Genomic DNA, 22,290 nt, shown 5'->3' on the forward strand with positions numbered 1-22,290 from the left:
CGCCGACCAAACCCTGACAGCCACCCGTGCGAGTGCCCCCGCGGGGGCATCCGGGACGGTGATCACCTACGGTGGGGACGTGCCGCGTACCCGCGTCATCGGCGTTCACGAAGGGTGACGAGATGGCGCGATGGCGCATCCGTCAAGAAATTTTCGGGACGCCTGGCGACCAATCACCATTTTCTGGGCGCGTGTCGTGCGGTTGACTCTTGCGGACCCCTGGTCAGTGGGCATTAGCTTTCCTTCGTGACACGTAGCCGAGGCTGCGCGGGCCAGTGATGGCGGGGACGCGCAAGCCTGTCGTCGAGGTGCGGCGCAGCCAGCGTCGACGACGCACGGTGTCCGCGTACCGTGACGGTGAGCGAGTGGTCGTCCTCATCCCCGACCAGTTCTCCCGCGCCGAGGAGAGCGAGTGGGTCGACCGGATGCTCGCCCGACTCGCCGCGCGTGAGGGGCGACTGGCCCGCTCCGACGCCGAGCTGCTGGCCCGCGCCAACCGGCTCATCGACCTCTATCTCGCCGAGTACCCCGCGAAAGCGGTCCCGGCCAGCGTCCGGTGGGTCACCAACCAGAACGGCCGGTGGGGTTCCTGCACCCCGGCGGACCGCAGCATCCGCATCTCGCACCGCGTCCAGGAGATGCCCGAGTGGGTGATCGACTACGTGTTGCTCCACGAGTTGGCGCACCTCATCGTGCCCAGCCACAACGCCCGGTTCTGGGCGCTGGTCGGTCGCTATCCCAAGGCGGAACGCGCCCGCGGCTACCTCGAAGGGGTCGCCGCCGCCTCCTGCGCACCGCTCCCCACCTGATCCACACCCTCCCACCCCCCCCGGGGGCGCGTGGGTTCCGGCGCACCAGGCCCCGTCGGGTGCCGCGCCGGACACCATCTGAGGCGCGATCAGCCTAGATCCACTCGGGTTCCTGAATATCGCGCTATTGATGGCCCTGGGACACCGCGACTTCAATGAAACCGAGTCGATCATGCCGCCAGGCCGCGCCGGGTGGGTCGGGTCGGGTCGGGCCGGGTGGGTCGGGTCGGGCCGGGTGGGCCGGGTCGGGTCGCGCCGGGTGGGCCGGGTCGGGTCGGGTCGGGTAGGTCGGGCCGGGTGGGCCGGGTCGGGCCGCGCCGGGTGGGCCGGGTCGGGCCGGGCAGGGTGGGCCGGGCCGGGTGGGGTGGCGGTACGGGGTGGGGCGCTAGGGTCGGGGGATGGCGCGACGGGTGGTGGTGGCGTTACTCGGGCCGGTGCACTGGTCGCCGCCGGGCGTTGACCTGGCGGAATGGCGGGCGGCTCTCGCGGAGGACGTCATCGACCTGCTGGCCACGCTCAACGAGGTGGAGGTCGCGGTAGCGGTGACCCCGGCGGACCGGGCTCTGGCCGACGCGCTGGTGTGGCCCGGCACGGCCGTGTACGAGGTTGCCGAGCCGACGCCGAACGCCGTGTTCGCCGCGCTGGAGGGGTACGACCAGGCGGCGGTGCTGGTCAGCGACGTGCCTGACCTGCCCGCCCTGACCGTCGGCAAGCTGCTGCGCCCACTCACCACCCGACCGGTCGCGGTGGCTCCGGTCGAGGGCGGCGGCCCTGGTCTGCTCGGGGTCGCGTCACGACTGCCCGCGCCGGAATGGCTGCCGACGCTGGAGCTGGACACGGCGACGCCGGCCGAGGCGCGCGCCAATGCCCCGCGCCCGGGTGACGTGGCGGTCACCGCCGGGTGGCGACGACTGCGGGGCCCGGCCGACCTGGCCACGCTGGACCCGGCCTTCGAGGGTTGGGAAGCGACCCGTGCCCTGCTCTCCGGGTCGGCCCGACCCGCCTGAACCGTCAGCCCGGCCTGCTCCGCGATCCGGCCTGCTCCGCGATCCGGCCTGCTCCGTTGACGTGCCGAACACGCGCCCGGGGCACCCGCTGTCGATCAGGCGGGAACCCCGGGCATCGGCCATCAATGCGCGGACGTCAGGACTTGGCGTCACCCTCGCCGTCGGTCTCGTCGGACGGACCGGACTGACCCGACGGGCCGGACTGACCCGACGGGCCGGACTGACCCGAGGGACCGGGCTGACCCGGCTGACCGGGGGCCTTCTCCTCGACCCCGCCGGGGGCGGTGAAGTCGAAGTTGTCCAGCTCGCTGAGGTCCATGTCGTTCATCGCGAAGGCGACCGGGTCGGCGAAGTCGTCGTCCGACGGGAGCAGGTCCGGGTGGCCCCAGACCGCGTCGCGGCCCTCGATGCCACGGTGCTGGGTGAGCGCCGCCCAGAGCGCCGCGGCCTCGCGCAGCCGGCGGGGACGCAGCTCCAGGCCGACCAGCGCGGCGAAGGTCTGCTCGGCGGGACCGCCGGCGGCCCGACGACGGCGGAACGCCTCGCCCAACCGGACGACGTTGGGCAGCCGGTCGCTGGCGGCGCTGTCGACGACGTGGCACACCCACCCCTCGACCAGGGCGAGCGCGGTTTCCAGGCGGGCCAGTGAGGCCTTCTGCGCCGGGGTGTCCTCCGGGGTGAAGATGCCCTCCAGGGCGATCGCCTGCATCGACTCGGGGTCGGTCGGGTCGACCCGACCCATCGCCTCCTCGATCGCCTCCCGGTTGACCCGGATGCCCGAGGCGTACATCTCGACCGCGCTGAGCACGTGCCCACGCAGCCACGGGACGTGCTGGAACAGCCGCTGGTGGGCGGCCTCGCGCAGCGCCACGTAGAGGCGGACCTCGTCCTCGGGCAGCTCCAGGCCCTCGCCGTACGCCCGGATGTTGGCCGGGATCAGCGCGGCCGTGCCGGCCGGGCCGAGCGGGAGCCCGATGTCGCCGGCGGAGAGCACCTCCGCGGCGAGCGAACCGAGGGCCTGGCCCAACTGGCCGCCGAAGAGCGCACCACCGAGGGAGGCCACCATCGACTGCATCGGGCCGAGCTGGGCGCGCGCCTCCGGTGGCACCAGGTCGCCCATCGCGCCGACCATCCGGCTGGCGACGGGGTCGCACAGCTTGCGCCACACGTCCAGCGTCTTGAAGATCCACTCGTTGCGGTTCCACGCAACGGGGTTCTGGATGCCGGAGGGCCACGCCGAGGCGGGCTCCAACCACAGGTCGGCCAGGCGCAGCGCCTCCTCGACCGCGTTGCGTTCGTACATCGACACCGCCGGGTCACCGGCGGCCGCGAGCTGGCTGGCCGCAACCTGCCGGGCCAGGTCCCAGTTGACCGGCCCGCTGCCCGGCGCGGAGAGCAGGTGCTGCAACTGCGACATGAACTGCTGCATCTGCGCGGGATCGTTGGGGTCTGGTGGCTGCCCACCCGGGAGCGCGAAACCGAACGGAATATCAGGCACGACATCTACGGTACGCGGACCGCGCCCCAGGTCGCCGTCGCTGGCGTTGCGCTGAGGGCGAAGTCGCGCGGCGCATCCGCCGGGTGACCCGTGCCCGGTCGGTACGCTCTGCGGCATGAGACGTCGTGGCCTGACGGTCCTGCTCGGTGCCCTGTTCACCGCCCTGCTGAGCATCGGGGTGCTCCGGGTGCCGATTCCGTACGTGGTGCTGGGCCCGGGTCCGACCGTCAACACCCTCGGGACGGCCGACGGTAAGGAGGTCATCCAGGTCTCGGGTCGGGAGACCTCGACCTCGGCCGGCCAGTTGCGGCTGACCACGGTGGGGGTGCAGCCCACTGTGCGGTTGCGGGGGGCGATCGCTGGCTGGTTCTCCGACGACGAGGCGGTGGTGCCGCGCGAGCTGGTCTACCCGCCGGGGGAGTCGACGGAGCAGGTCGAGCAGCGCAACGCCGAGGACTTCAAGGCGTCACAGACCAGCGCGGAGACCGCCGCGCTGCGGAAGTTGGGCTTTCCGGTGCAGGTGGTGATCAAGACGGTGGCCGGGGACGGCCCGGCGGCCGGGGCGTTGAAGGCGGGCGACCTGATCACCTCGGTCGACGGCCAGCCGGTGCCGGTGGCCGCGAAGGTCACCGAGCTGGTCCGGGCGAAGCCGGCGGGCACGGCGTTGACCATCGGCTACACCCGTGACGGGGTGCCGGCCACCGCGACGGTGACCAGTCAGGAGCAGGACGGCCGACCGCGGATCGGTGTCGAGATCGATCAGCAGCAGCCGCATCCGTTCACGCTCGGCATCGACCTGGGCGACATCGGTGGGCCGAGCGCCGGTCTGATGTTCGCCCTGGGGATCGTGGACAAGCTGACCCCGGCCGACCTGACCGGCGGTCAGGTCATCGCGGGCACCGGCACCATCGACGACGAGGGCGCCGTCGGCCCGATCGGCGGTATCGCCCAGAAGCTGGTCGGCGCCAAGCGCGCCGGGGCCAAGGTCTTCCTGGTGCCGGCGGACAACTGTGCCGAGGCGGTCCGCAATCCGCAGCCCGATCTGCCGCTGTTGCGGGTGGGCTCGTTGGACGAGGCGATGACCGCTCTGGAGACGTTGCGAGCGGGTGGTCAGCCGACGCGTTGCTGACGGGTGTGACCGTGCCCCGACACGCTCAGGAACACCCCGTACTCTGGGTGCCTGGTCGGAGCCGATCATATCGAGCGTGCGGAGCCAACAGTGGTCATGCGTAGCAGCAGCCCCCTTCCGAGGATGAGCCGGCGCGGGCGCGTCACGATCGCCGTCCTGGTCGGGGTGTTCGTGCTCTTCACCCTGCTCGGCTGGGGTGTGCAGGCGTGGACCGACTGGCTCTGGTTCGACGAGGTCAACTACACCCAGGTCTTCACCGGCGTCCTGCTCACCCGGCTGGTGCTGTTCCTCGCCATCGGCCTCGGCATGGCGGTGATCGTCGGCGGCAACCTGTGGCTGGCCTACCGGCTGCGCCCGCGACTGCGCCCGCACTCGGTGGAGCAGGCGACCCTGGAGCGCTACCGGATGGTGCTCACCCCGCGGCTGGGCACCTGGATCGCGCTGACCGCCGCGGTGGTCGGGCTCTTCGCCGGCCTCTCGGCGCAGAACCGGTGGAACCAGTGGCTGCTCTTCCGCAACGGCGGTGACTTCGGCGTCAAGGACCCGGAGTTCGGGGTCGACATCGGCTTCTACGTGTTCCAACTGCCGTTCTGGCGGTACCTGCTCGGGGTCGCCTTCACCGCTGTGGTGCTGGCCGTGATCGGCGCGCTGGCGGTGCACTACCTCTTCGGCGGTGTCCGCCTGCAGGGCGTCGGTGACCGGATGAGCAACGCGGCCCGCGCCCACCTGAGTTCCCTGGTCGCGGTGTTCGTGCTGTTGAAGGCCGTCGCGTACGTGCTGGACCGGCGGGCGATGCTGCTGGAGTACAACGAGGGCGCCAAGTTGTACGGCGCCGGCTACGCCGACGTCAACGCGCTGCTGCCGGCGAAGGAGATCCTCGCCTACATCTCGATCGTGGTGGCGATCGCGATCATCGTGTTCTCCAACGCCTGGATGCGGAACCTGGTCTGGCCGGGCATCTCGCTGGCGCTGCTCGGCGTGTCCGCGGTGGCCATCGGCGGCATCTACCCCTGGGCGGTGCAGACCTTCGAGGTCAAGCCGAGCGCCAAGGACAAGGAAGCGCCGTACATCCAACGCAGCATCGACGCGACGCGGGCGGCGTTCGGGTTGGCGGCCACCGAGACGACCCCGTACGCGGCGAACAACCTCACCCCACCGGGGAACCTGGCCACCGACACCTCGGTGGTGTCGAACGTGCGGCTGCTCGACCCGCAGCTGGTCAGCGAGACGTACACCCAGCTCCAGCAGGTGCGTGGCTTCTACGACTTCGGTCCGAAGCTGGACATCGACCGGTACGGGGTGAACGGGAATGTCTCCGATTACGTGGTCGGCGTCCGGGAGATCAACTATGGCGAGCTGACCGACCAGCAGAACACCTGGATCAACCGGCACACCGTCTACACCCACGGGTACGGGCTGGTGGCCGCACCGGCCAACCAGGTGGTCTGCGGTGGTCAGCCGTTCTTCGTCTCCGGCTTCCTGGGCGAGAAGACCCAGGAGGCGTGTTCCTCGCAGACCGAGCAGATCCCGGCCAAGCAGCCGCGCATCTACTACGGCGAGCGGATGGAGGCCGACGACTACGCCATCGTCGGGCAGTCCGACCCGAACAAGAAGGCCGAGTTCGACCGGCCGGTCGGTGAGGGCGGCGGCGAGTCCTACACCTACACCGGTGAGGGCGGCGTGGAGATCGGCTCCTTCACCCGGCGACTGCTGTACGCCATCAAGGAGCAGGAGTCGAACTTCCTGCTCTCGGAGGCGGTCAACAAGGATTCCAAGCTGCTGTACGTGCGTAACCCGCGCGACCGGGTGGAGAAGGTCGCGCCGTTCCTCACCCTGGACGGCGACCCGTACCCGGCGGTGGTCGACGGTCGGGTGCAGTGGATCGTCGACGGCTACACCACGGCGGCCTCCTACCCGTACGCGGAGAAGGTCAACCTCCAGACCGAGACCACCGACGAGTTGACCAACCGGGGCACCTTCCAGCTGGCCCGGGAGGACGTCAACTACATGCGTAACTCGGTGAAGGCCACTGTCGACGCGTACGACGGCACGGTGAAGCTCTACGAGTACGACGACACCGACCCGGTGCTGAAGGCGTGGAACAAGGCGTTCGGCGGTGACCTGGTGCTGCCGAAGGCGGAGATCCCGGTCGAGCTGAGTGAGCACCTGCGCTACCCGGCGGACATGTTCAAGGTGCAGCGCAACCTGCTCACCAAGTTCCACGTGACCAACCCGGGTGACTTCTACTCCGCGCAGGACTTCTGGCAGGTGCCCAACGTGCCGGACGCCCCGGACAGCGGTCAGAAGCAGCCGCCGTACTACCTCTTCACCCAGTTCCCGGGGCAGGAGAGCCCCCGGTTCCAGCTCACCTCCGCGGTCACCCCGAACGGCCGGCAGAACCTCGCCGCGCTGATCTCCGGGTCGTACGTCGACGGGCAGCCCCGGTTGGAGGTGCTGGAGTTGCCGGATCAGACCCGGATCTCCGGCCCGGTGCAGGTGCACCAGCAGATGACGAACAACGCGAACATCCGTCAGCAGCTGAACCTGCTCTCCAGCAATCAGGCGCAGGTGCAGTACGGCAACCTGCTCTCGCTGCCCTTCGCCGACGGGATGCTCTACGTCGAGCCGGTCTACGTGAAGAGCAACCAGCAGGACGCGTACCCGCTGTTGCAGAAGGTGCTGCTCTCGTACGGTGACGGCGGCTCGTTCGTGGCGCTCGCCGACAACATCAACGACGGCATCAAGCAGTTGGTCGAGCAGGGTAAGAAGGCCGGGCAGGGCACGTCGCCGCCGCCGACGACCGGGGGCAACCCGACGACACCGACCCCGACGCCGACTCCTTCGGGGACGGCGGCGCCGACGCCGACCCCGAGCGCCGGCACCCCACCGCCGGCCGGTGACCTGGCCGCCGCCGCGGACCGGGTGCAGACCGCGATCACCGAGGTCCGGGCCGCGCAGGCGTCGGGCGACTTCGAGCGGTACGGGCGGGCGCTGAAGGCCCTCGACGAGGCGCTCACCGCGTTCCAGCAGGCACAGCAGGCAGCTGGTGGGTCTGGTGCCAGCCCGAGTGCCGGCGGCTGACCCGGCACGCCCGCACGTACGTCTCGGAGCCCTCGTCGTCGGACCGCACCGGTCCGGACGGCGGGGGCTCCGCCGCGTCCGGAGCCGTGCCCGGCTGTCACCTCGCTGACAGGCGCGGACGTGCCGCAACCTGCGGCACCGGCCCGTCGTCCTCATTTGCAACGGGGTGGATGAGGGGGAGCAGTGGTGAGAGATGCGCAGAGCTTCGATGACTTCTACCGCAGCACCGCACGGCGGATGATGCGGTACGGCTATGCGGTGATCGGCGATCACACCGAGGCGCAGGACCTGGTGCAGGAGGCCTACGCCCGGGCCTGGCGGCAGTGGGGGCGGCTGTCGTCGCATCCGGCGCCGGAGGCGTGGCTGCGGCTGGTGGTGTCCCGGCTGGCGACCGATCGCTGGCGGCGGCTGCGCAGTCTGCGGGGCGCCTTGCGGTTGGCCGGGCCACCGCCGACGGTGTCGCCGCCCAACGAGGACAGCGTGCTGCTGGTCCAGGCGCTGCGTCAGGTGCCGGCGACCCACCGGCGGGCGTTGGCGCTGCACTACCTGTTCGACATGCCGGTCGAGGAGATCGCCCACGAGATCGACGTGCCCGTCGGCACGGTGAAGTCGTGGCTGTCCCGCGGCCGGGCCCGGCTCGCCGCGTTGTTGCCCGATCTGGCTGTCGTGGAATTGGAGGCCACCGATGTCGCGTGAACTGTCCGAGCTGTACCGGTCCCTCGCCGCCGACGCTGACGCCGCCGATCTGGGCGTTCCCGAGGTGCTGCGGCACCACACGGACCGTCGGGCCCGGTTCCGTGCGGCCGGGGGAACGCTGGCCGTGGCGCTGGTGGTGGTGGGCGCGGTGATCGGTGCCCAGGTGGTCACCCGGCCGCCGACGTCCGTAGCCGTACCGGCCGGCACGCCGACGCCGACGCCGACGCCGACGCCGTCGGCGAGCGTGACCGGCGCTCCGTCATCGCCGCCCGTCTCGCCGACGACCCCCGGCCGCTCCCCGGGCACGTCGACGGCTCCGGGTGGTACCGGCACGCAGCCGCCCAGGACGCCGACGAGCATCCCGGACCGGGCGTTCTTCGCGGTTCCGTCGGCCAACCAGACCGGCATCGCGCCGCAGTTTCGCGACGAGGCCGTGCTGCCGGGCCTGTGCGGCGCGGACATCGGGAGCGAGGCGGTCGTGCACCGCCGCACCCGGCTGCTGATCTACAAGCTGCCGCAGACCCCCAAGGGGTACGTCCCGGACGGCACCTACACGCACTCGATCACGATCTACCGGGCCGGGCGCGCCGACGACGTGCTGGACGAGTTGCGGCAGGCGGTGCGGGACTGCCCCGAGCAGAAGCTGCCGGGCGGCGACACGGCGGTGCGGAGTCGACAGCGGCTGCTCCCGGACAGCGGGTTCGGCGACGAGTCGGTGCTGTTCGAGATGCGTAGCGCGGGTCAGGACGTCAACGGCGACCCGACCGGTGTGCAGGACGTTCGGTTGGTCCGGGCGATCCGGGTCGGCGACGTGGTGACCATCCTCTGGGAGCAGGGCTGGGAGGGCACCTCCAGCCAGCGGGCGCAGGTCGACGCGGACGGTCGACGCGCGGTCACCGCCATTCGGAGGTGGCTCGGCTGACCGGGGTGTGCCGGCCGCCAGCCGGCGGATTCGGATGTCGTTTTGCGGGGCCCGGGGGTGGTGCGCTACGGTTAGCGAGCCGACGCGGGGTGGAGCAGCTCGGTAGCTCGCTGGGCTCATAACCCAGAGGTCGCAGGTTCAAATCCTGTCCCCGCTACGAGAGAAACAGCAGTTCGAAGCCCGCCTCCGGGTCACCGGGGGCGGGCTTCGACGTTGCGGGGGTGCCGGGCCGCGGCGGTTGGTGACCCCCACTGATCATGACTGGGACGGATGGGATAGTCTTAACCAGTCGACGCGGGGTGGAGCAGCTCGGTAGCTCGCTGGGCTCATAACCCAGAGGTCGCAGGTTCAAATCCTGTCCCCGCTACCACTGAAAGTGATATGAGTCCGGCCCTCACACTGTGGGGGCCGGACTTGTTTGGTGCCGCTGTGACCCGAGCGTTCCCGGGAGGGGCCGGCACCGTGCAGGCACCGGCCCCGGCGGGTGCTACCGCAGGCCGAAGGCCCGGGTGACGGTCTGGGTGACGCCGCCGCCGTTGCGCTGCGTGGCGGTGACCCGGATCGACACGAAGTCGGCCCGCTGCGGCGCGTTCAAGGACGCCTGCCAGGCGCCCTTTTTCTCCCGCAGGTCCTGCCGCTGCCAGGTCGCCCCGTCGTCGTACGAGATCTCCAGTCGGAGCGACGACACGGCGTCCCGGGCCGCGGTGCTGCCCACCACCACGGGGCTGACCGTGAGGTCCGTTCGGCGCTTCGTCCGACCCGCGAGGTCCACGTCCGTTCCGTAGTCCAGTTGGACCAACGGGATGGCCTGCACCTGCGTGCTGCCGCCGGAGACGAAGCTCCACTCGGTGTGCGTGGCGGTCGAGTACGGGCTGAACTCGGGGTTGCCCGTGGTCTCGACGACCAGTCGGTACGGCAGCTTCTCCGGCGACAGGTCACCCGCGCCGACCTCCGGCCAGCCGTTGAACTGGGTCAGCTGTTTGTCGCCCTGATAGAACGTGGCGACCTGCGACATGCTGGCCCCGCCACTGTGTGCGGCACCCGCGTCGCCGAACCCCTGGATGTAGGCGCTCATGGCGGTCTCGCCCCGGAACGGGATCTCGGTGCTGAGCAGCCGTGGCCGGGTGATGGGCCCGAACCAGCGGTCCTTCTGCACGCTGCCCGGCCGGTAGGCGATGGCCTCCGTGTTGGACCGTGCCCAGTCGGCGACGTCGGCGTACTGCATCCACGTGACGCCGCCACCCGCGGAGACCCAGTCGGTACGCGGCCCCGGCGCGACCGGTTCGAACGGGAACGGGCGTGCCGCCGCGTACTCGTACGGTGGGAAGTCCACCCGCGTCTCGCTGGACTGCTTGCCCGGGGGCGGGGAGAAGGTGAGATCGATCCGGGCGAGGTTGCCCGGGTCGGTCTTGGCCGACGGGTCCTTCGGCACCGCGCCACGGTGGTAGTCCACCAGGTCGTACAGGTACGTGGCCCTGGGATGGGCGACGACGACCAGCCGGAGCGGCTTGCGGCCGGCAGCGCCGATCTTCTGGATCAACGCCTCACCCTCGTCCATGGGCACCGAGGCCACCGGGATCGGTCCGGTCGTCACGGCGTCGGGGTTGCCGTACCAGTCGCTCTTGCGGCCCGCGCGGTCGTTGACCACGACGAGCATGGCCGCGCCGGCGGTGTGCGCCGCCGCCGCCTGATCCGTGGGGGTCACCGATTCGTTGCCGCGCACGACCACGGCCTTGCCGCGGGCGGCGAGGCCGGCGTAGTCGGCGGTGCCGCCGGCACCCGCGAAGACGGCGTCCAGGCGCGTGGTGCCGTCGGGCAGCGGCGGGGAACCGGGCTGCGCGAGCGGGTCGTTGAGCTGCTGGCCGGGGTAGCTGATGGCCAGCGGCGTCTGCTCGGCGCGGATCCGGGTGGTGAAGACGAAGCTGCCCTTGCGCACCTTGTTCCCGGTAGGCAGGGCCCACAGGCTGTCGTAGCCGGCACCCGGCCAGAACGTCTCGCGCAGGGCGTTCCAGTCGGTGGGTGTCGGTTCGCTCTCGGTGAAGGAGCGGTAGACGTCGATGCGGCTGTTGACGACGGCGGTCGGCTGGGCTGTCGCCACCTTCACCTGGCGGGCCCGCGCGGCGTCGAGTTCCACCACCCGATCGGTGCTCAGGTCGACCTCGGGAGCGGTCAGCATCGCGAGCCCGAGGGAGCGGGGCCCGTGCAGACCTTCCACGTCCGCCGCCGCGACGACGGTGTACGAGCCGGGCGCGAGGCGGGCGGTGAGCTTTCCGTCCGGCACCCACATGAAGGCCGAACCGGTGTCGGCGTTGACGACCTCGACCTCACCGCTCATGGGTCGCCCGGCGCGGTCCTTCAGGTGGATGGTGAGGTCGTGCTTCTCGGACTCCACGGCGAGCCCGACGGCAGTGTGCACCTCGCCGGTCGCGAACCGGGCCGTGACCTGGGCGGAGTACCTGCCGGCGGGGAGACCGGCCGGGGCCACCACGACGTCGGCGGTCGCGCTCGCCCGGGCGGGCACCGTGAGGCCCTCGGCGGTCGCCGTGAACGTCCGCGCGGGGGAGGCGCCCTGGTCGACGGAGAGCGTCAGAGTGATCGGGCTGTCCGTGGTGTTGGTGTAGGTGATGGTCCGCCTGATCGGCTGTGGGGTGCTGCCCGGCGACCACCCGACGAGTCCGGCGTCCACCGACCCGGTCGCGATGACCTGGTCCTGATGGTAGGCGGCGGCGACGTTCAACCGACCGCTGCCGGCCTGGTAGGCGTCGTAGTCGGGCGTGCGGACGCTGGTGCTCATCAGCGCGTCCTTGATCTGCCGCGCACTCCAGGTCGGATGCTTCTGGGCCAGCAGCGCGGCCGCCCCGGCGACGTGGGGCGCCGCCATCGAGGTGCCGCTGTCGACGTAGTAGTAGCCCTCACCCCAGGAGATGTGCTGCGAGCGGGCCGCCAGCACGTCCACCCCGGGAGCGGTCATGTCGGGCTTGAGTGCCTCGTCGTTCATCCGGGGCCCGACGCTGGAGAAGCCGGCCAGGTGGTCGGAGGTGTCCACCGCGCCGATGGTCAGCGCGGCGTCCGCGGTGCCTGGGGCACCGAGGGTGTACGGATCTGGTCCGCTGTTGCCGGCGGCCACGACGAAGAGCGCACCCGTCTCGGCGGTCAGCTGGTTGACGGCCTGGCTCAGCGGGTCGTCCTGGGTGTGCCACGCGCTCACGCCGAGGCTCATGTTGATCACCTTGGCGTGCTCGGCCCGCGCCGCCCACTCCATGCCCGCGATGATCCCCGAGATGGATCCGCTGCCGTACTCGTCGAGGACCTTGCCGATCACCAGGTCGGCGTCGGGTGCCACCCCCCGTTCCCGGCCGCCGGAGGCTGCGCCCGTCCCGGCCACTGTGGAGGCGGTGTGGGTGCCGTGCCCGTTCCGGTCGATCACGTCCTGGCCGGGGATGAAGCTCCGGGAGGCCACCACCCGGTCGGCCAGGTCCGGGTGGGTGGTGTCCACCCCGCTGTCCAGGACGGCGACGCGGACCCCGTCGCCGGTGCCACCCGCGGCCCACGCCGCCGGAGCGCCGACCTGGGCGGTGGTGTCGGCCAGGCTGGCCGTCGCCTTGCCGTCGAGCCACACCTTGTCGATGCCGGCGGTGAAGGAGGGTGCCGAGGTGGCAGCGCTGCGGGCGGTCGGTGACCGCCCGTCGGTGAGGGCCGACCAGAAGTCCGCGGCCTGTGACCGGCGGGTGCGGATCGCCTCACCCCGGACGGAGGGAAGCTGCTGCGTGGTCTGCGTGCCCGGCAGCGTGGTCGCGGTCCTGAGCTTCGCCGACCCCGTCGTACGGGTGACGATCAGGGGGAGTTCGGCGCTCCGCGCGTCGTCGTAGCCCTGGGCGATGAGCTGGGTGACGTCGAACAGCTGCTTGTCGAGCCGGCCGGTGGCGAGGTAGGGCACCGCCTCGTCCGGGTAGACGTAGGTGTCCCGGCCCTCGGTGGAGATGCGTACGGAGCCGGTGGCGCCGGGCGCGCGCTTGACGTCCACCGAGGGAGTCGCACCGGGCCGGCCCGGGGTCACCGTCACCCGGTCGCCGGTGATCAGCGTGACCGTGACGGGGGTACGGTCCGCGGCACCGCTCGGAGCGGGTTTCGTGGGCGGTGCCGGTGGGGGCGGCGGGGCGCCGTGCGCCGCGGTGGGGGTGAGGAGAGCGGCGACGAGGGTGACGCCGACCGCTGCCGCCGCAGATCTTCGGGTGCGAGAGATCCGCGCACTGTCTACAGAGTTGACCATGAGGCGAATCCGATCACCTCAAGACATTCATGTAAAGATCATCATCTTTGCCGGGGCGTTGCGAACACGTTGCGCGCCGGCCGGAGCGTTCCGGACATTCCGCTCCCGGGAAATCCGCGTGGACCAACGTGCCGAGGTTGCGCCCTTCGGCGAGGATGGGCACATGTCTTCATTCGGTAAGTGGTGGGGCCGCCTGAGCGCGGTCTTCGGTGCGGTCGTACTGGCGGTCTTCGTGCCCGTGGCGGCCTGGGCGTCCACGGGCACCGGCGAACTCGTGGTGGAGGCCGCCCGGCGGCGTGGCCGCAGCGGGTTCGGGGTGCTGCCGCTGCTCTGCTGCCTGGTGGTGGTCGCGATCGTCGTGTTCCTGGTGCTGCGTCTGATGCGCAACCGCCGGGGTGGCCCGCCGCGCTGACCGGGTCGGCGGCCCCGACGGTCACCGGCGGCCGGTCCCGGGACCGGCCGCCGGTGTTCACACCGCCAGGGCCGCGATGGCCTGGGACAGGAAGCGGGCGGTGGCCTCGCGGGTGCCGTCGCGCTTGACCCGGATGCGCTCGGCGGCGGTGACCAGCAGGGTGCGCACCTTGGCGTGCCCCTTCGGCGGCGGCGCGGGCGCCGGCCCGAGCAGGTCGGCGATGCTGGTGCCGAACGCGGCGGCACGTCGCTGGGCCGCGTCGGTGATGCTGCCCTCGGCGTAGCGGCGCACGGCGGAACTGGCGTTGAGCCCACGCTCGTGACCGAGGACGGCACCGACCTCACCGTTGTTGGTCAAGAAGTTGATGACGTCGGCGACCGTGTCCGGGTGGCGGGTGCCCCGGAACGCCGCCCAGTACATCGACGCCCGTGCCCACTGGGCGCCCGGCGGGCCGGGGAAGCCGACGATGCCCAACTCCGACTCGGTGAGTCGTTGCAGCTCCGGTAGCTGGTGCGACCAGGCGAAGGACGCGGCGGTCGCCCCGCTCACCACCAGCTGTCGGGCCGGCTCGCCGCTGTCGGCCTGCTCGACCAGCGCCGCGCTCGGCGTGGCCCGTGCCCGGCGAGCCCGCTGCCACAGCTCGAACCACGCGATCAGCTCGTCCGCGCCGAAGCCGAGCTGGTTGCCCCGGTAGAACTCGCCACCCTGCGCCCGCAGCCAGAGCCAGAGCGCCCGGTAGTCGCCCGACCCGTCCATGGTGCCGGCCACCCGCCGGTCGCTGACCTCGGTGACCTCGGTGGCCCAGGAGATGTAGTCGGCCCAGGACATCCCGGCCCGTGGCTCCGGCACCTGCAGCTCCCGCAGCAGGTCCCGGTTGAACACCACGACGGCGTGGGTCTGCCCGGCGGCCACCGCCATCGTCCGCCCCTCCACCGTGCCGTAGCGGATCAGGCCCTCCGGCAGGCCCCGAAGATCCAGGTGCCGGTCGGTGAGGTCGAGGATGACCTGACGTCGGGTGTACTCCGTCAGCATGGCGTCGTCGATCTGGATCAGGTCCGGTACGTTCCCGCCGCCCGCCTGGGTGGCCAACCTGTCGTAGTAGCCGTCGGCGCCCTGCCAGGTGACCCGGAAGGTGACCCGGGGGTTGCGGGTCGAGTACAGCTGGAGCGCCTTCTCGGTGAGCGCGGCCCGGTTGGCGTCACCCCACCAGAAGACCGACAGCTCGACGGGCCCGTCCTGGGTCGAGGTGGCGGCTCCGTCGCTGCAACCCGCCAGCCCGCCGGACGCGAGCAAAGGCGCACCGAGCAGCGCGCTGAGCAGTCGGCGCCGGCCCGGGTCGGCGCCGAGGCGGTCGAGCGGGGGTCGAACAACGGGCACGGCGCTCTCCTGGGCCTACGGGGGTGGCGGTCGGACCATTCACGCAGGCAGCGCACGAAGGTGTCAACGTCCGTCCGGTCACCCTCGGCCGGGTGGTCGAATCTGGGCCTTCCGCTGTCGCGTGGTGTACTAGGGCGCGTGGAACTTCTGCACTCGGGCAAGGTCCGGGACGTCTACGCCGACGGCGACGACCTGATCCTGGTGGCCTCGGATCGCATCTCGATCTACGACGTGGCGCTGCCGACGCCGATTCCGGACAAGGGTCGCCTGCTCACCGCGCTCTCGCTCTGGTGGTTCGAGCAGCTCGCCGACCTGGTGCCGAACCACGTCATCTCGGCCACCGACGTGCCCGCCGAGTTCGCCGGGCGGGCCATCCGCTGCCAGCGGCTGGACATGGTCCCGGTCGAGTGCGTCGCCCGCGGTTACCTGACCGGTGGCGGCCTGCGGGAGTACGAGCGCACCGGCGCGGTCTCCGGCGTACCGCTGCCGCGAGGGCTCGGCGAGGCGTCGATCCTGCCTGAGCCGATCTTCACGCCGTCGAGCAAGGCGCCGGCGGGCGAGCACGACGAGCCGATCACGTACGACGACGTGGTGGACAAGGTGGGCGCGGCGACCGCCGAGCGACTGCGGCAGATCACCCTCGACATCTACCGGCGCGGTGCCGAACTGGCCGCCGACCGGGGCATCCTGATCGCCGACACCAAGATCGAGCTGGGCTGGGCGCCGGACGGCACGCTGGTCCTCGCCGACGAGCTGCTCACCTCCGACTCGTCGCGGTTCTGGCCGGCCGAGTCGTACCAGCCGGGGCGGGTGCAGTTCTCCTACGACAAGCAGTACGTGCGGGACTGGGCCACCGGCAGCGGCTGGGACAAGCAGCCCCCCGCCCCGGACGTGCCGGCCGAGGTGGTCGAGGCGACCCGGGCCCGCTACGTCGATGTCTACGAGAAGCTCACCGGTAACCGCTGGGACTGACCGGGATACCGCGCTTTCCCCGTACCTGCTGGACCTGACCGTCATCACCGTCGAGGATGGACCCGTCACTCTTCGTGGAGTCTGGGGCGGTCGGATGAACGGCGACATGTGGATCAGGGCGCTCAAGGCGGCCCGGGCCGGTGCGGGTGTCTCGCAGGAGGCCCTGGCGGAGCTGATCAGGTGGAGCCCGTCCACCATCGCGGCTATCGAGACCGGGCGGCGCCGGCCCACCCCCCAGTTCGCCGAGGCGGCGGACGCGGCGCTGAACACCGGCGGGCTGCTGGCCGAGCTGCTGGCGGTGGCGGCCCGGCAGGAGTCGCCGGCCTGGTTCGCGCCGTGGCGGGCGATCGAGGCCGAGGCGGTCGCCCTCCGCACCGTTCAACCGTCGCTCGTGCCGGGCCTGCTCCAGACCGAGGCGTACGCGCACGCGGTGCTCAGCGCCCAGGGCACCCACACCCCGGAGCAGGTCGCCCAGCTGGTCGCCGGCCGGCTGGCCCGCCAGGAGCTGCTGACCGGCCCGGCCCCGAAGCGGTTCACCGCGATCGTCGACGAGACCGCGCTGCGCCGCGTGGTCGGCGATCGGGACGTTCAGCTCGCCCAGTTGGAACGGCTGGTCGAGTTGGCCACCCTGCCCCACGTGCGGCTCTACGTGATCCCCGCCGGGGTGGGCGCGCACCCCGGGCTGGCCGGCGGCTTCGTGCTGGCCAACCTGACTGACGGCGACGAGGTGGCCTACGTCGACGGGGTCTTCGGTCAGATCGTCGACCGGCCCGACACCGTGGCTACCATCAGGACGATGTGGGACACGCTGCTGGGCGAGGCCCTGCCGGCGGGCGTGTCCGTCGAGCTGATCGGAAAGCTGGTGAACGAGCTGTGAACTCCGCCCCCACCCCTCGGTGGCGCGTGTCGACCCGGAGCGGTAACGGCGGCGACACCTGCGTGGAGGTGGCCGACAACCTGCCGGGTCAGGTGTTGGTCCGCGACTCCACCGACCGCGCCGGTGCCGTTCTCACCTTCGCGCCGGCGGCCTGGCGCGCGTTCGTGGCGCGGGTCCGCGCCGGCCGCTGAGGTCAGTCCACCCAGTCCAGAGTGCGCCGCACGGCCTTGCGCCACTGGCGCAGCTCCTGATCGCGCAGCTCCGGGGCCATCGCCGGCTCCCACTGCGCGTCGGAACGCCACTGCGCCCGCAGGGTGGCCAGATCCGGCCAGAAACCGACCGCCAACCCGGCCGCGTACGCCGCACCCAGGCAGGTGGTCTCGGTGATCCGGGAACGGACGACAGGCACGTCGAGCACGTCCGCCAGGAACTGCATGAGCAGGCCGTTGGCGGTCATGCCGCCGTCCACCCTCAGGCGGCGCAGCGCCACATCCGAGTCGGCGTTCATCGCGTCGACCACCTCGCGGGTCTGCCACGCCGACGCCTCCAGCACCGCCCGCGCCAGGTGCCCCTTGGTGATGTAGCCGGTCAGGCCGGCGATCACCCCGCGGGCGTCGCTGCGCCAGTGCGGGGCGAACAGCCCGGAGAACGCCGGCACCACGTAACAGCCGCCGTTGTCGTCGACGGTGCGGGCCAGCTCCTCCACCTCGGCCGCCGAGGAGATCAACCCCAGGTTGTCCCGCAGCCACTGCACCAGTGAGCCGGTGACCGCGATGGCACCTTCCAGGGCGTACGCCGGTGGTTGGTTCTTGATCCGGTAGGCGACGGTGGTGAGCAGGCCGTGGGTCGACGGAACCGGGCTGGCACCGGTGTTGAGCAGCAGGAAACTGCCGGTGCCGTAGGTGCACTTCGCCTCGCCCGGCTGGAAGCAGGTCTGCCCGAACAGGGCGGCCTGCTGGTCGCCGAGCGCACTGGCCACCGGCACCCCGCCGAGCACGCCGGTCGCCGAGCCGTACACCTCGGCGGAGGAGCGGATCTCCGGGAGCATCGCCGCCGGCACGCCCATGGCGTCCAGCAGCTCCGGGTCCCAGTCGAGCGTCGTGAGGTCCATCAGCATGGTCCGGCTGGCGTTCGTCACGTCGGTGACGTGCGCGCCGGTCAGCTTCCAGATCAGCCAGCTGTCCATGGTGCCGAAGAGCACCTCGCCGCGCTCGGCGCGCTCGCGCAGGCCGTCGACCTCGTCGAGCAGCCAGCGCAGCTTCGGCCCGGCGAAGTAGGTGGCCAGCGGCAGGCCGGTGCGGGTCCGGAACCGCTCCTCGCCGTACGCCGAAGCGAGCTCGCGCAGCAGCGGCCCGGTCCGGGTGTCCTGCCAGACGATGGCGTTGGCCACCGGGCGGCCGGTGGCCCGGTCCCAGACGACAGTGGTCTCCCGCTGGTTGGTGATGCCGACGGCGGCCAACCCGGACGCGTCGGTGCCGGCGGCCCGCAGCGCCTCGGCGACCACCTGCTGGACGTTGTCCCAGATCTCCTCGGCGTCGTGCTCCACCCAACCCGGTCGGGGGAAGACCTGCCGGTGCTCGCGCTGGGCCACGGCGACGATGTCCCCGGCCCGGTCGAAGACGATGCACCGCGAGGAGGTGGTGCCCTGGTCGATGGCGGCGACGTACTGGGGGGTCACCGCAGCACCGTACCCGGACGGCGGAGTGGCGCGACAGGCGTCGCTGTGGGTTCCGGCCCACCGCCGTCGGCTGCCGTCCGCGTCCCCTACGATGTGCGAACGTGCGCGACATCGCAGTTTTCAGTGGAACCGCCCATCCCGACCTGGCTGCCGAGATCTGCGCTCACCTGGGAGTGCCGCTGCACCCGGTGCGGGTCTCCCGGTTCGCCAACGACTGCCTGGAAGTCCAGTTGCAGGCCAACTGCCGGGAGCGGGACGTCTTTCTGATCCAGCCGCTGGTGCCGCCGGTGCAGGAGCACCTGGTCGAGCTGCTGCTGATGATCGACGCGGCTCGGGGCGCCTCCGCCGGTCGGATCACCGTGGTGCTGCCGCACTACGCGTACGCCCGCTCGGACAAGAAGGACGCGCCGCGGATCTCGATCGGCGCCCGGCTCGTCGCCGACCTGCTCACCTCGGCCGGGGCGGACCGGGTGCTCGCGATGACCCTGCACTCGCCGCAGGTGCACGGCTTCTTCAGCGTCCCGGTGGATCATCTGCACGCGCTGCGGGAGCTGGCCACCCACTTCCGGCGCTACGACCTCAGCAACACCGTGGTGGTCTCACCCGACCTGGGCAACGCCAAGGAGGCCGCGGCCTTCGCCCGGCTGCTCGGCACACCGGTGGCGGCCGGGGCGAAGCAGCGGTTCAGCGACGACCTGGTCAAGATCAGCGCGGTGATCGGTGACGTGACCGACCGGGACGTCATCGTGCTGGACGACGAGATCGCCAAGGGCAGCACGGTGGTCGAGTTGATGGAGCATCTGCGCGGCCTGAAGGTTCGGTCGATCCGGCTCGCCTGCACGCACGGCCTCTTCTCCGGCGACGCGTTGCAACGGCTCAGCGACCAGGACGGCGTCCTGGAGATCGTCTGCACCAACACGGTGCCCATCCCGGACGCCAAGCGGGTCCCCAAGTTGCGGGTCCTGTCGGTGGCCCCCGCCCTGGCCGAGGCGACGCGCCGAATCCACAACGGAGAATCCGTCTCCGCCCTCTTCGCCTGACCCACCCCGTCTCCCCGCCCTGCTCTTCCCCGCGATCTTGCGGTTTGTGTCGCCGGGATGAGTGGTTTCGGGTGATTCGCCGCGACAGCAAGTGCAAGATCGCGTGCGGGTGGGGTGGGGCGGGGTGGGGTGGGGTTAGTGCGGGGTGGGATTTTGGGTGGGTAGGCCGGTGGTGATGCGGACTGTGGTGCCGGCGGTGCCGGTGGACACCTCCATCGCGTCGGTCAACTCGCGGGCCAGCCAGAGCCCCCAGCCGCCGGCGGTGTCCGGGGCCGGCCGACTGCGGTCGCCCAGTCGCTGCGGGCTGATCCCGCGCCCGTGGTCGGCGATCTCGCAGACCAGCACACCCGACTCCTGCCAGAGGCGCAGCCAGCCGCGCCCGCCGCCGTGGCGCACCGCATTCGTGATCAGCTCGTTGATCGCGAGCACGAAGTCGTCCAGCCGCTGGCCCCGCAGGCCCGAGGCATGCGCGCAGGAGGCGACCGAGTGTCGAATCTCGGTCACCTGAGCCTGGTCAAAGGCGTCGGCGATCAGGAGGGCAGGTTCGATGGGCACAACCGTACGCGGTGCGTGCGGATCTGCGTTCGTCATGGGCCCGTCCCGGCGGCGCATCTCGGAGTATTTCGCGGCTTTTCCACCGTACGTCAGGGTTTCCCGAACCGCACTCGCTGATCGCCGGGCGGCCGAACCGTTGTGGCATCCTGACCGCCATGCCGTCGCCGCCGGGTGGATTCGAGGTGCCGCTGTGGCGTGCCCTCACCGTGTTCAGGCTGGCCTCCCTGGCGTACGTCTGCGCGCTCGCGGTGCGCGACGCAGACCGGTACGCCCACCCGTACGCCGTCGGCGCCCTGATCCTGCTGATGATCACCTGGACCGGGGCGACCGCTGTCGGGTACGCCCGACCGTCCTGGCGGCGCTGGCCGCTGCTGCTGGCCGACCTCGCGGTGGTGGTGGCCATCGTGCTGGCCACCCCGTGGGTGGTCGGTCGGACGGCGCTCACCCACGGCGTACCCACCCTCGGGGTGGCCTGGATGGCCGGCCCGGTGCTGGCCTGGGCCGTCTCCGGCGGCCGGCGGCGGGGCACTGTCGCCGCGCTGATCGTCGCCGGAGCGGACCTGGCCACCCGGGAGCGGATCGGTCAGTCCTCGTTCACCGGGGTGATCCTGATGCTGCTCGCCGGAGTGGTGGTCGGGCACGTGGCCCGGCTGGCGGCGAGCGCCGAGGAGCGGCTGCAACGCGCCGTGGAGCTGGAGGCCGCCACGCGGGAGCGGGAACGGCTGGCCCGGGGCATTCACGACTCGGTTCTGCAGGTGCTGGCGCTGGTCCAGCGGCGCGGCGCCGACCTGCCCGGGGAGGCCGGCGAGCTGGCCCGGCTGGCCGGTGAGCAGGAGGCCGCACTGCGCACGCTGATCACCGGTGCCAGCCCGACCGCCGCGAACCTCCCGGAGGGGGGCGAGGCGGTGGACCTGCGGACCCTGCTCGGCCGGTACGCCTCGGCGACGGTGGCGCTCTCCGCCCCGGCCACGCCGGTGCCGCTGCCCCGACAGGTGGCCGGCGAGTTGGCGGCGGCGACCGGTGCGGCACTGGACAACGTGGGACGGCACGCCGGTGGGCGGGCCTGGGTGCTGATCGAGGACGAGGGGGAGACGGTGACCGTGTCGATCCGTGACGAGGGGCCGGGCATCCCGGACGGCCGGCTGGCCGAGGCGGCCGCCCAGGGGCGGCTCGGGGTGACCCAGTCGATCCGGGGCCGGGTGACCGACCTGGGCGGGACGGTGCGGATCGTGTCCGCACCCGAGGCGGGCACCGAGATCGAGCTGAGCGTGCCGAGGTCGGCGCGGTGAACCAGATCCGGGTCATGGTGGTGGACGACCATCCGATGTGGCGGGAGGGGGTGGCCCGCGACCTGACCGAGGCCGGCTTCCTGGTGGTGGCGACCAGCGGGGAGGGGCGACAGGCCGTTCGGGTGGCCGCCGCCGCCCGGCCCGACGTCGTCGTCCTCGACCTGCAACTGCCGGACATCTCCGGCGTCGAGGTGATCCTGGGGTTGCGCACGGCGCTGCCCGCCGTACGGGTGCTGATGCTCAGCGCCAGCGGCGAGCAGCAGAGCGTGCTGGACGCGGTCAAGGCCGGTGCCACCGGTTACCTGGTGAAGTCGACAGCGCCCGCCGAGTTCCTGGAGGCGGTCCACCGCACCGCGGCCGGCGAGGCGGTGTTCACCCCCGGCCTGGCCGGACTGGTGCTCGGCGAGTACCGCCGGTTGGCCGCCGGACCGGGGCGGGGGAGCGCCGGCGCTGCCGAACCCGCGACGCCCCAGCTCACCGAACGGGAGACGGAGGTGCTGCGGCTGGTGGCGAAGGGGATGTCGTACAAGCAGATCGCCCAGCGGCTCGGCCTGTCGCACCGCACCGTGCAGAACCACGTGCAGAACACCCTGGGCAAGCTGCAACTGCACAACCGGGTCGAGCTGACCCGGTACGCCATCGAACGCGGCCTGGACGACTGAGCGGACGGACGTCAGA

The 22,290-nt window shown here is 71.7% G+C and carries 18 protein-coding genes and 2 tRNA genes; 15 read left to right on the top strand and 5 right to left on the bottom strand.

The window, feature by feature from the left end:
• Positions 1–278: 278 nt before the first annotated feature.
• A complete protein-coding gene (locus ACX27O_RS17615; protein ID WP_030337586.1) occupies positions 279–809 on the top strand; it encodes a M48 metallopeptidase family protein in 531 nt (176 codons plus the stop codon).
• 398 nt (positions 810–1,207) lie between these two features.
• The gene (locus tag ACX27O_RS17620) at positions 1,208–1,816 is read left to right on the top strand and encodes a hypothetical protein (protein ID WP_357638914.1); all 609 of its coding nucleotides are present in this window, start codon (positions 1,208–1,210) and stop codon (positions 1,814–1,816) included.
• A gap of 136 nt (positions 1,817–1,952) precedes the next feature.
• Here the strand turns inward: ACX27O_RS17620 and ACX27O_RS17625 are convergent, their stop codons facing one another.
• On the bottom strand, positions 1,953–3,245 hold the full coding sequence (locus ACX27O_RS17625) for a zinc-dependent metalloprotease (RefSeq protein ID WP_357638934.1): 1,293 nt from the start codon (positions 3,243–3,245) through the stop codon (positions 1,953–1,955).
• A gap of 184 nt (positions 3,246–3,429) precedes the next feature.
• Here ACX27O_RS17625 and ACX27O_RS17630 point away from each other — a divergent pair, with 184 nt between their 5' ends.
• The 6 genes from ACX27O_RS17630 (at position 3,430) to ACX27O_RS17655 (ending at position 9,512) form a co-directional block, all read left to right on the top strand.
• Positions 3,430–4,443 carry a YlbL family protein gene (locus ACX27O_RS17630; protein WP_030336608.1) on the top strand — a complete coding sequence of 338 codons (1,014 nt, stop codon included), beginning with the start codon at positions 3,430–3,432 and terminating at the stop codon, positions 4,441–4,443.
• 96 nt (positions 4,444–4,539) lie between these two features.
• Positions 4,540–7,524, top strand: a complete 2,985-nt coding sequence (locus ACX27O_RS17635) for a UPF0182 family membrane protein (RefSeq protein ID WP_458939741.1) — start codon at positions 4,540–4,542, stop codon at positions 7,522–7,524.
• Positions 7,525–7,710: 186 nt separating this feature from the next.
• Positions 7,711–8,220: a SigE family RNA polymerase sigma factor gene (locus ACX27O_RS17640; RefSeq protein WP_030336612.1), complete on the top strand. Its 510-nt coding sequence runs from the start codon at positions 7,711–7,713 to the stop codon at positions 8,218–8,220.
• Positions 8,210–9,142, top strand: coding sequence for a hypothetical protein (locus tag ACX27O_RS17645; RefSeq protein ID WP_458939742.1), 933 nt, complete (start codon positions 8,210–8,212; stop codon positions 9,140–9,142). The genes ACX27O_RS17640 and ACX27O_RS17645 overlap by 11 nt, the downstream gene beginning before the upstream one ends.
• 83 nt (positions 9,143–9,225) lie before the next feature.
• Positions 9,226–9,299: transfer RNA gene (locus tag ACX27O_RS17650), tRNA-Met, on the top strand.
• Positions 9,300–9,435: 136 nt separating this feature from the next.
• Positions 9,436–9,512, top strand: a tRNA-Met gene (locus tag ACX27O_RS17655).
• A 117-nt stretch (positions 9,513–9,629) separates the two neighbouring features.
• On the opposite strand, the gene ACX27O_RS17660 is transcribed toward ACX27O_RS17655, so the two are convergent.
• A complete protein-coding gene (locus ACX27O_RS17660; RefSeq protein ID WP_458939743.1) occupies positions 9,630–13,412 on the bottom strand; it encodes a S8 family serine peptidase in 3,783 nt (1,260 codons plus the stop codon).
• 163 nt (positions 13,413–13,575) lie between these two features.
• Here ACX27O_RS17660 and ACX27O_RS17665 point away from each other — a divergent pair, with 163 nt between their 5' ends.
• On the top strand, positions 13,576–13,824 hold the full coding sequence (locus ACX27O_RS17665) for a hypothetical protein (protein ID WP_030336617.1): 249 nt from the start codon (positions 13,576–13,578) through the stop codon (positions 13,822–13,824).
• Positions 13,825–13,881: 57 nt separating this feature from the next.
• Here the strand turns inward: ACX27O_RS17665 and ACX27O_RS17670 are convergent, their stop codons facing one another.
• Positions 13,882–15,201, bottom strand: a complete 1,320-nt coding sequence (locus tag ACX27O_RS17670; RefSeq protein WP_030336619.1) for an ABC transporter substrate-binding protein — start codon at positions 15,199–15,201, stop codon at positions 13,882–13,884.
• 138 nt (positions 15,202–15,339) lie between these two features.
• Between ACX27O_RS17670 and ACX27O_RS17675 the strand changes: the two genes are divergently transcribed.
• The 3 genes from ACX27O_RS17675 to ACX27O_RS17685 all read left to right on the top strand — a co-directional run bounded on the left by ACX27O_RS17675 (position 15,340) and on the right by ACX27O_RS17685 (position 17,241).
• The gene (locus tag ACX27O_RS17675; protein WP_030336621.1) at positions 15,340–16,173 is read left to right on the top strand and encodes a phosphoribosylaminoimidazolesuccinocarboxamide synthase; all 834 of its coding nucleotides are present in this window, start codon (positions 15,340–15,342) and stop codon (positions 16,171–16,173) included.
• A 94-nt stretch (positions 16,174–16,267) separates the two neighbouring features.
• Positions 16,268–17,050 carry a helix-turn-helix domain-containing protein gene (locus ACX27O_RS17680; protein ID WP_210859989.1) on the top strand — a complete coding sequence of 261 codons (783 nt, stop codon included), beginning with the start codon at positions 16,268–16,270 and terminating at the stop codon, positions 17,048–17,050.
• Positions 17,051–17,076: 26 nt separating this feature from the next.
• A complete protein-coding gene (locus ACX27O_RS17685) occupies positions 17,077–17,241 on the top strand; it encodes a DUF397 domain-containing protein (protein WP_307857923.1) in 165 nt (54 codons plus the stop codon).
• A 2-nt stretch (positions 17,242–17,243) separates the two neighbouring features.
• On the opposite strand, the gene glpK is transcribed toward ACX27O_RS17685, so the two are convergent.
• Positions 17,244–18,728, bottom strand: coding sequence for a glycerol kinase GlpK (glpK, locus tag ACX27O_RS17690; protein ID WP_210866763.1), 1,485 nt, complete (start codon positions 18,726–18,728; stop codon positions 17,244–17,246).
• A 101-nt stretch (positions 18,729–18,829) separates the two neighbouring features.
• Between glpK and ACX27O_RS17695 the strand changes: the two genes are divergently transcribed.
• Positions 18,830–19,768: a ribose-phosphate diphosphokinase gene (locus tag ACX27O_RS17695; protein ID WP_030336628.1), complete on the top strand. Its 939-nt coding sequence runs from the start codon at positions 18,830–18,832 to the stop codon at positions 19,766–19,768.
• Between the two features lie 135 nt (positions 19,769–19,903).
• On the opposite strand, the gene ACX27O_RS17700 is transcribed toward ACX27O_RS17695, so the two are convergent.
• The gene (locus ACX27O_RS17700) at positions 19,904–20,359 is read right to left on the bottom strand and encodes an ATP-binding protein (RefSeq protein WP_210859980.1); all 456 of its coding nucleotides are present in this window, start codon (positions 20,357–20,359) and stop codon (positions 19,904–19,906) included.
• A 119-nt stretch (positions 20,360–20,478) separates the two neighbouring features.
• On the opposite strand from ACX27O_RS17700, the gene macS reads away from it, so the two are divergent.
• Together macS and ACX27O_RS17710 are read left to right on the top strand one after the other, a co-directional pair.
• Positions 20,479–21,612: a MacS family sensor histidine kinase gene (macS, locus tag ACX27O_RS17705; protein ID WP_030336632.1), complete on the top strand. Its 1,134-nt coding sequence runs from the start codon at positions 20,479–20,481 to the stop codon at positions 21,610–21,612.
• 14 nt (positions 21,613–21,626) lie between these two features.
• The gene (locus tag ACX27O_RS17710; protein WP_030336633.1) at positions 21,627–22,274 is read left to right on the top strand and encodes a response regulator; all 648 of its coding nucleotides are present in this window, start codon (positions 21,627–21,629) and stop codon (positions 22,272–22,274) included.
• Positions 22,275–22,290: the final 16 nt, after the last annotated feature.

This window comes from Micromonospora sp. SD19 (genome assembly GCF_054462275.1).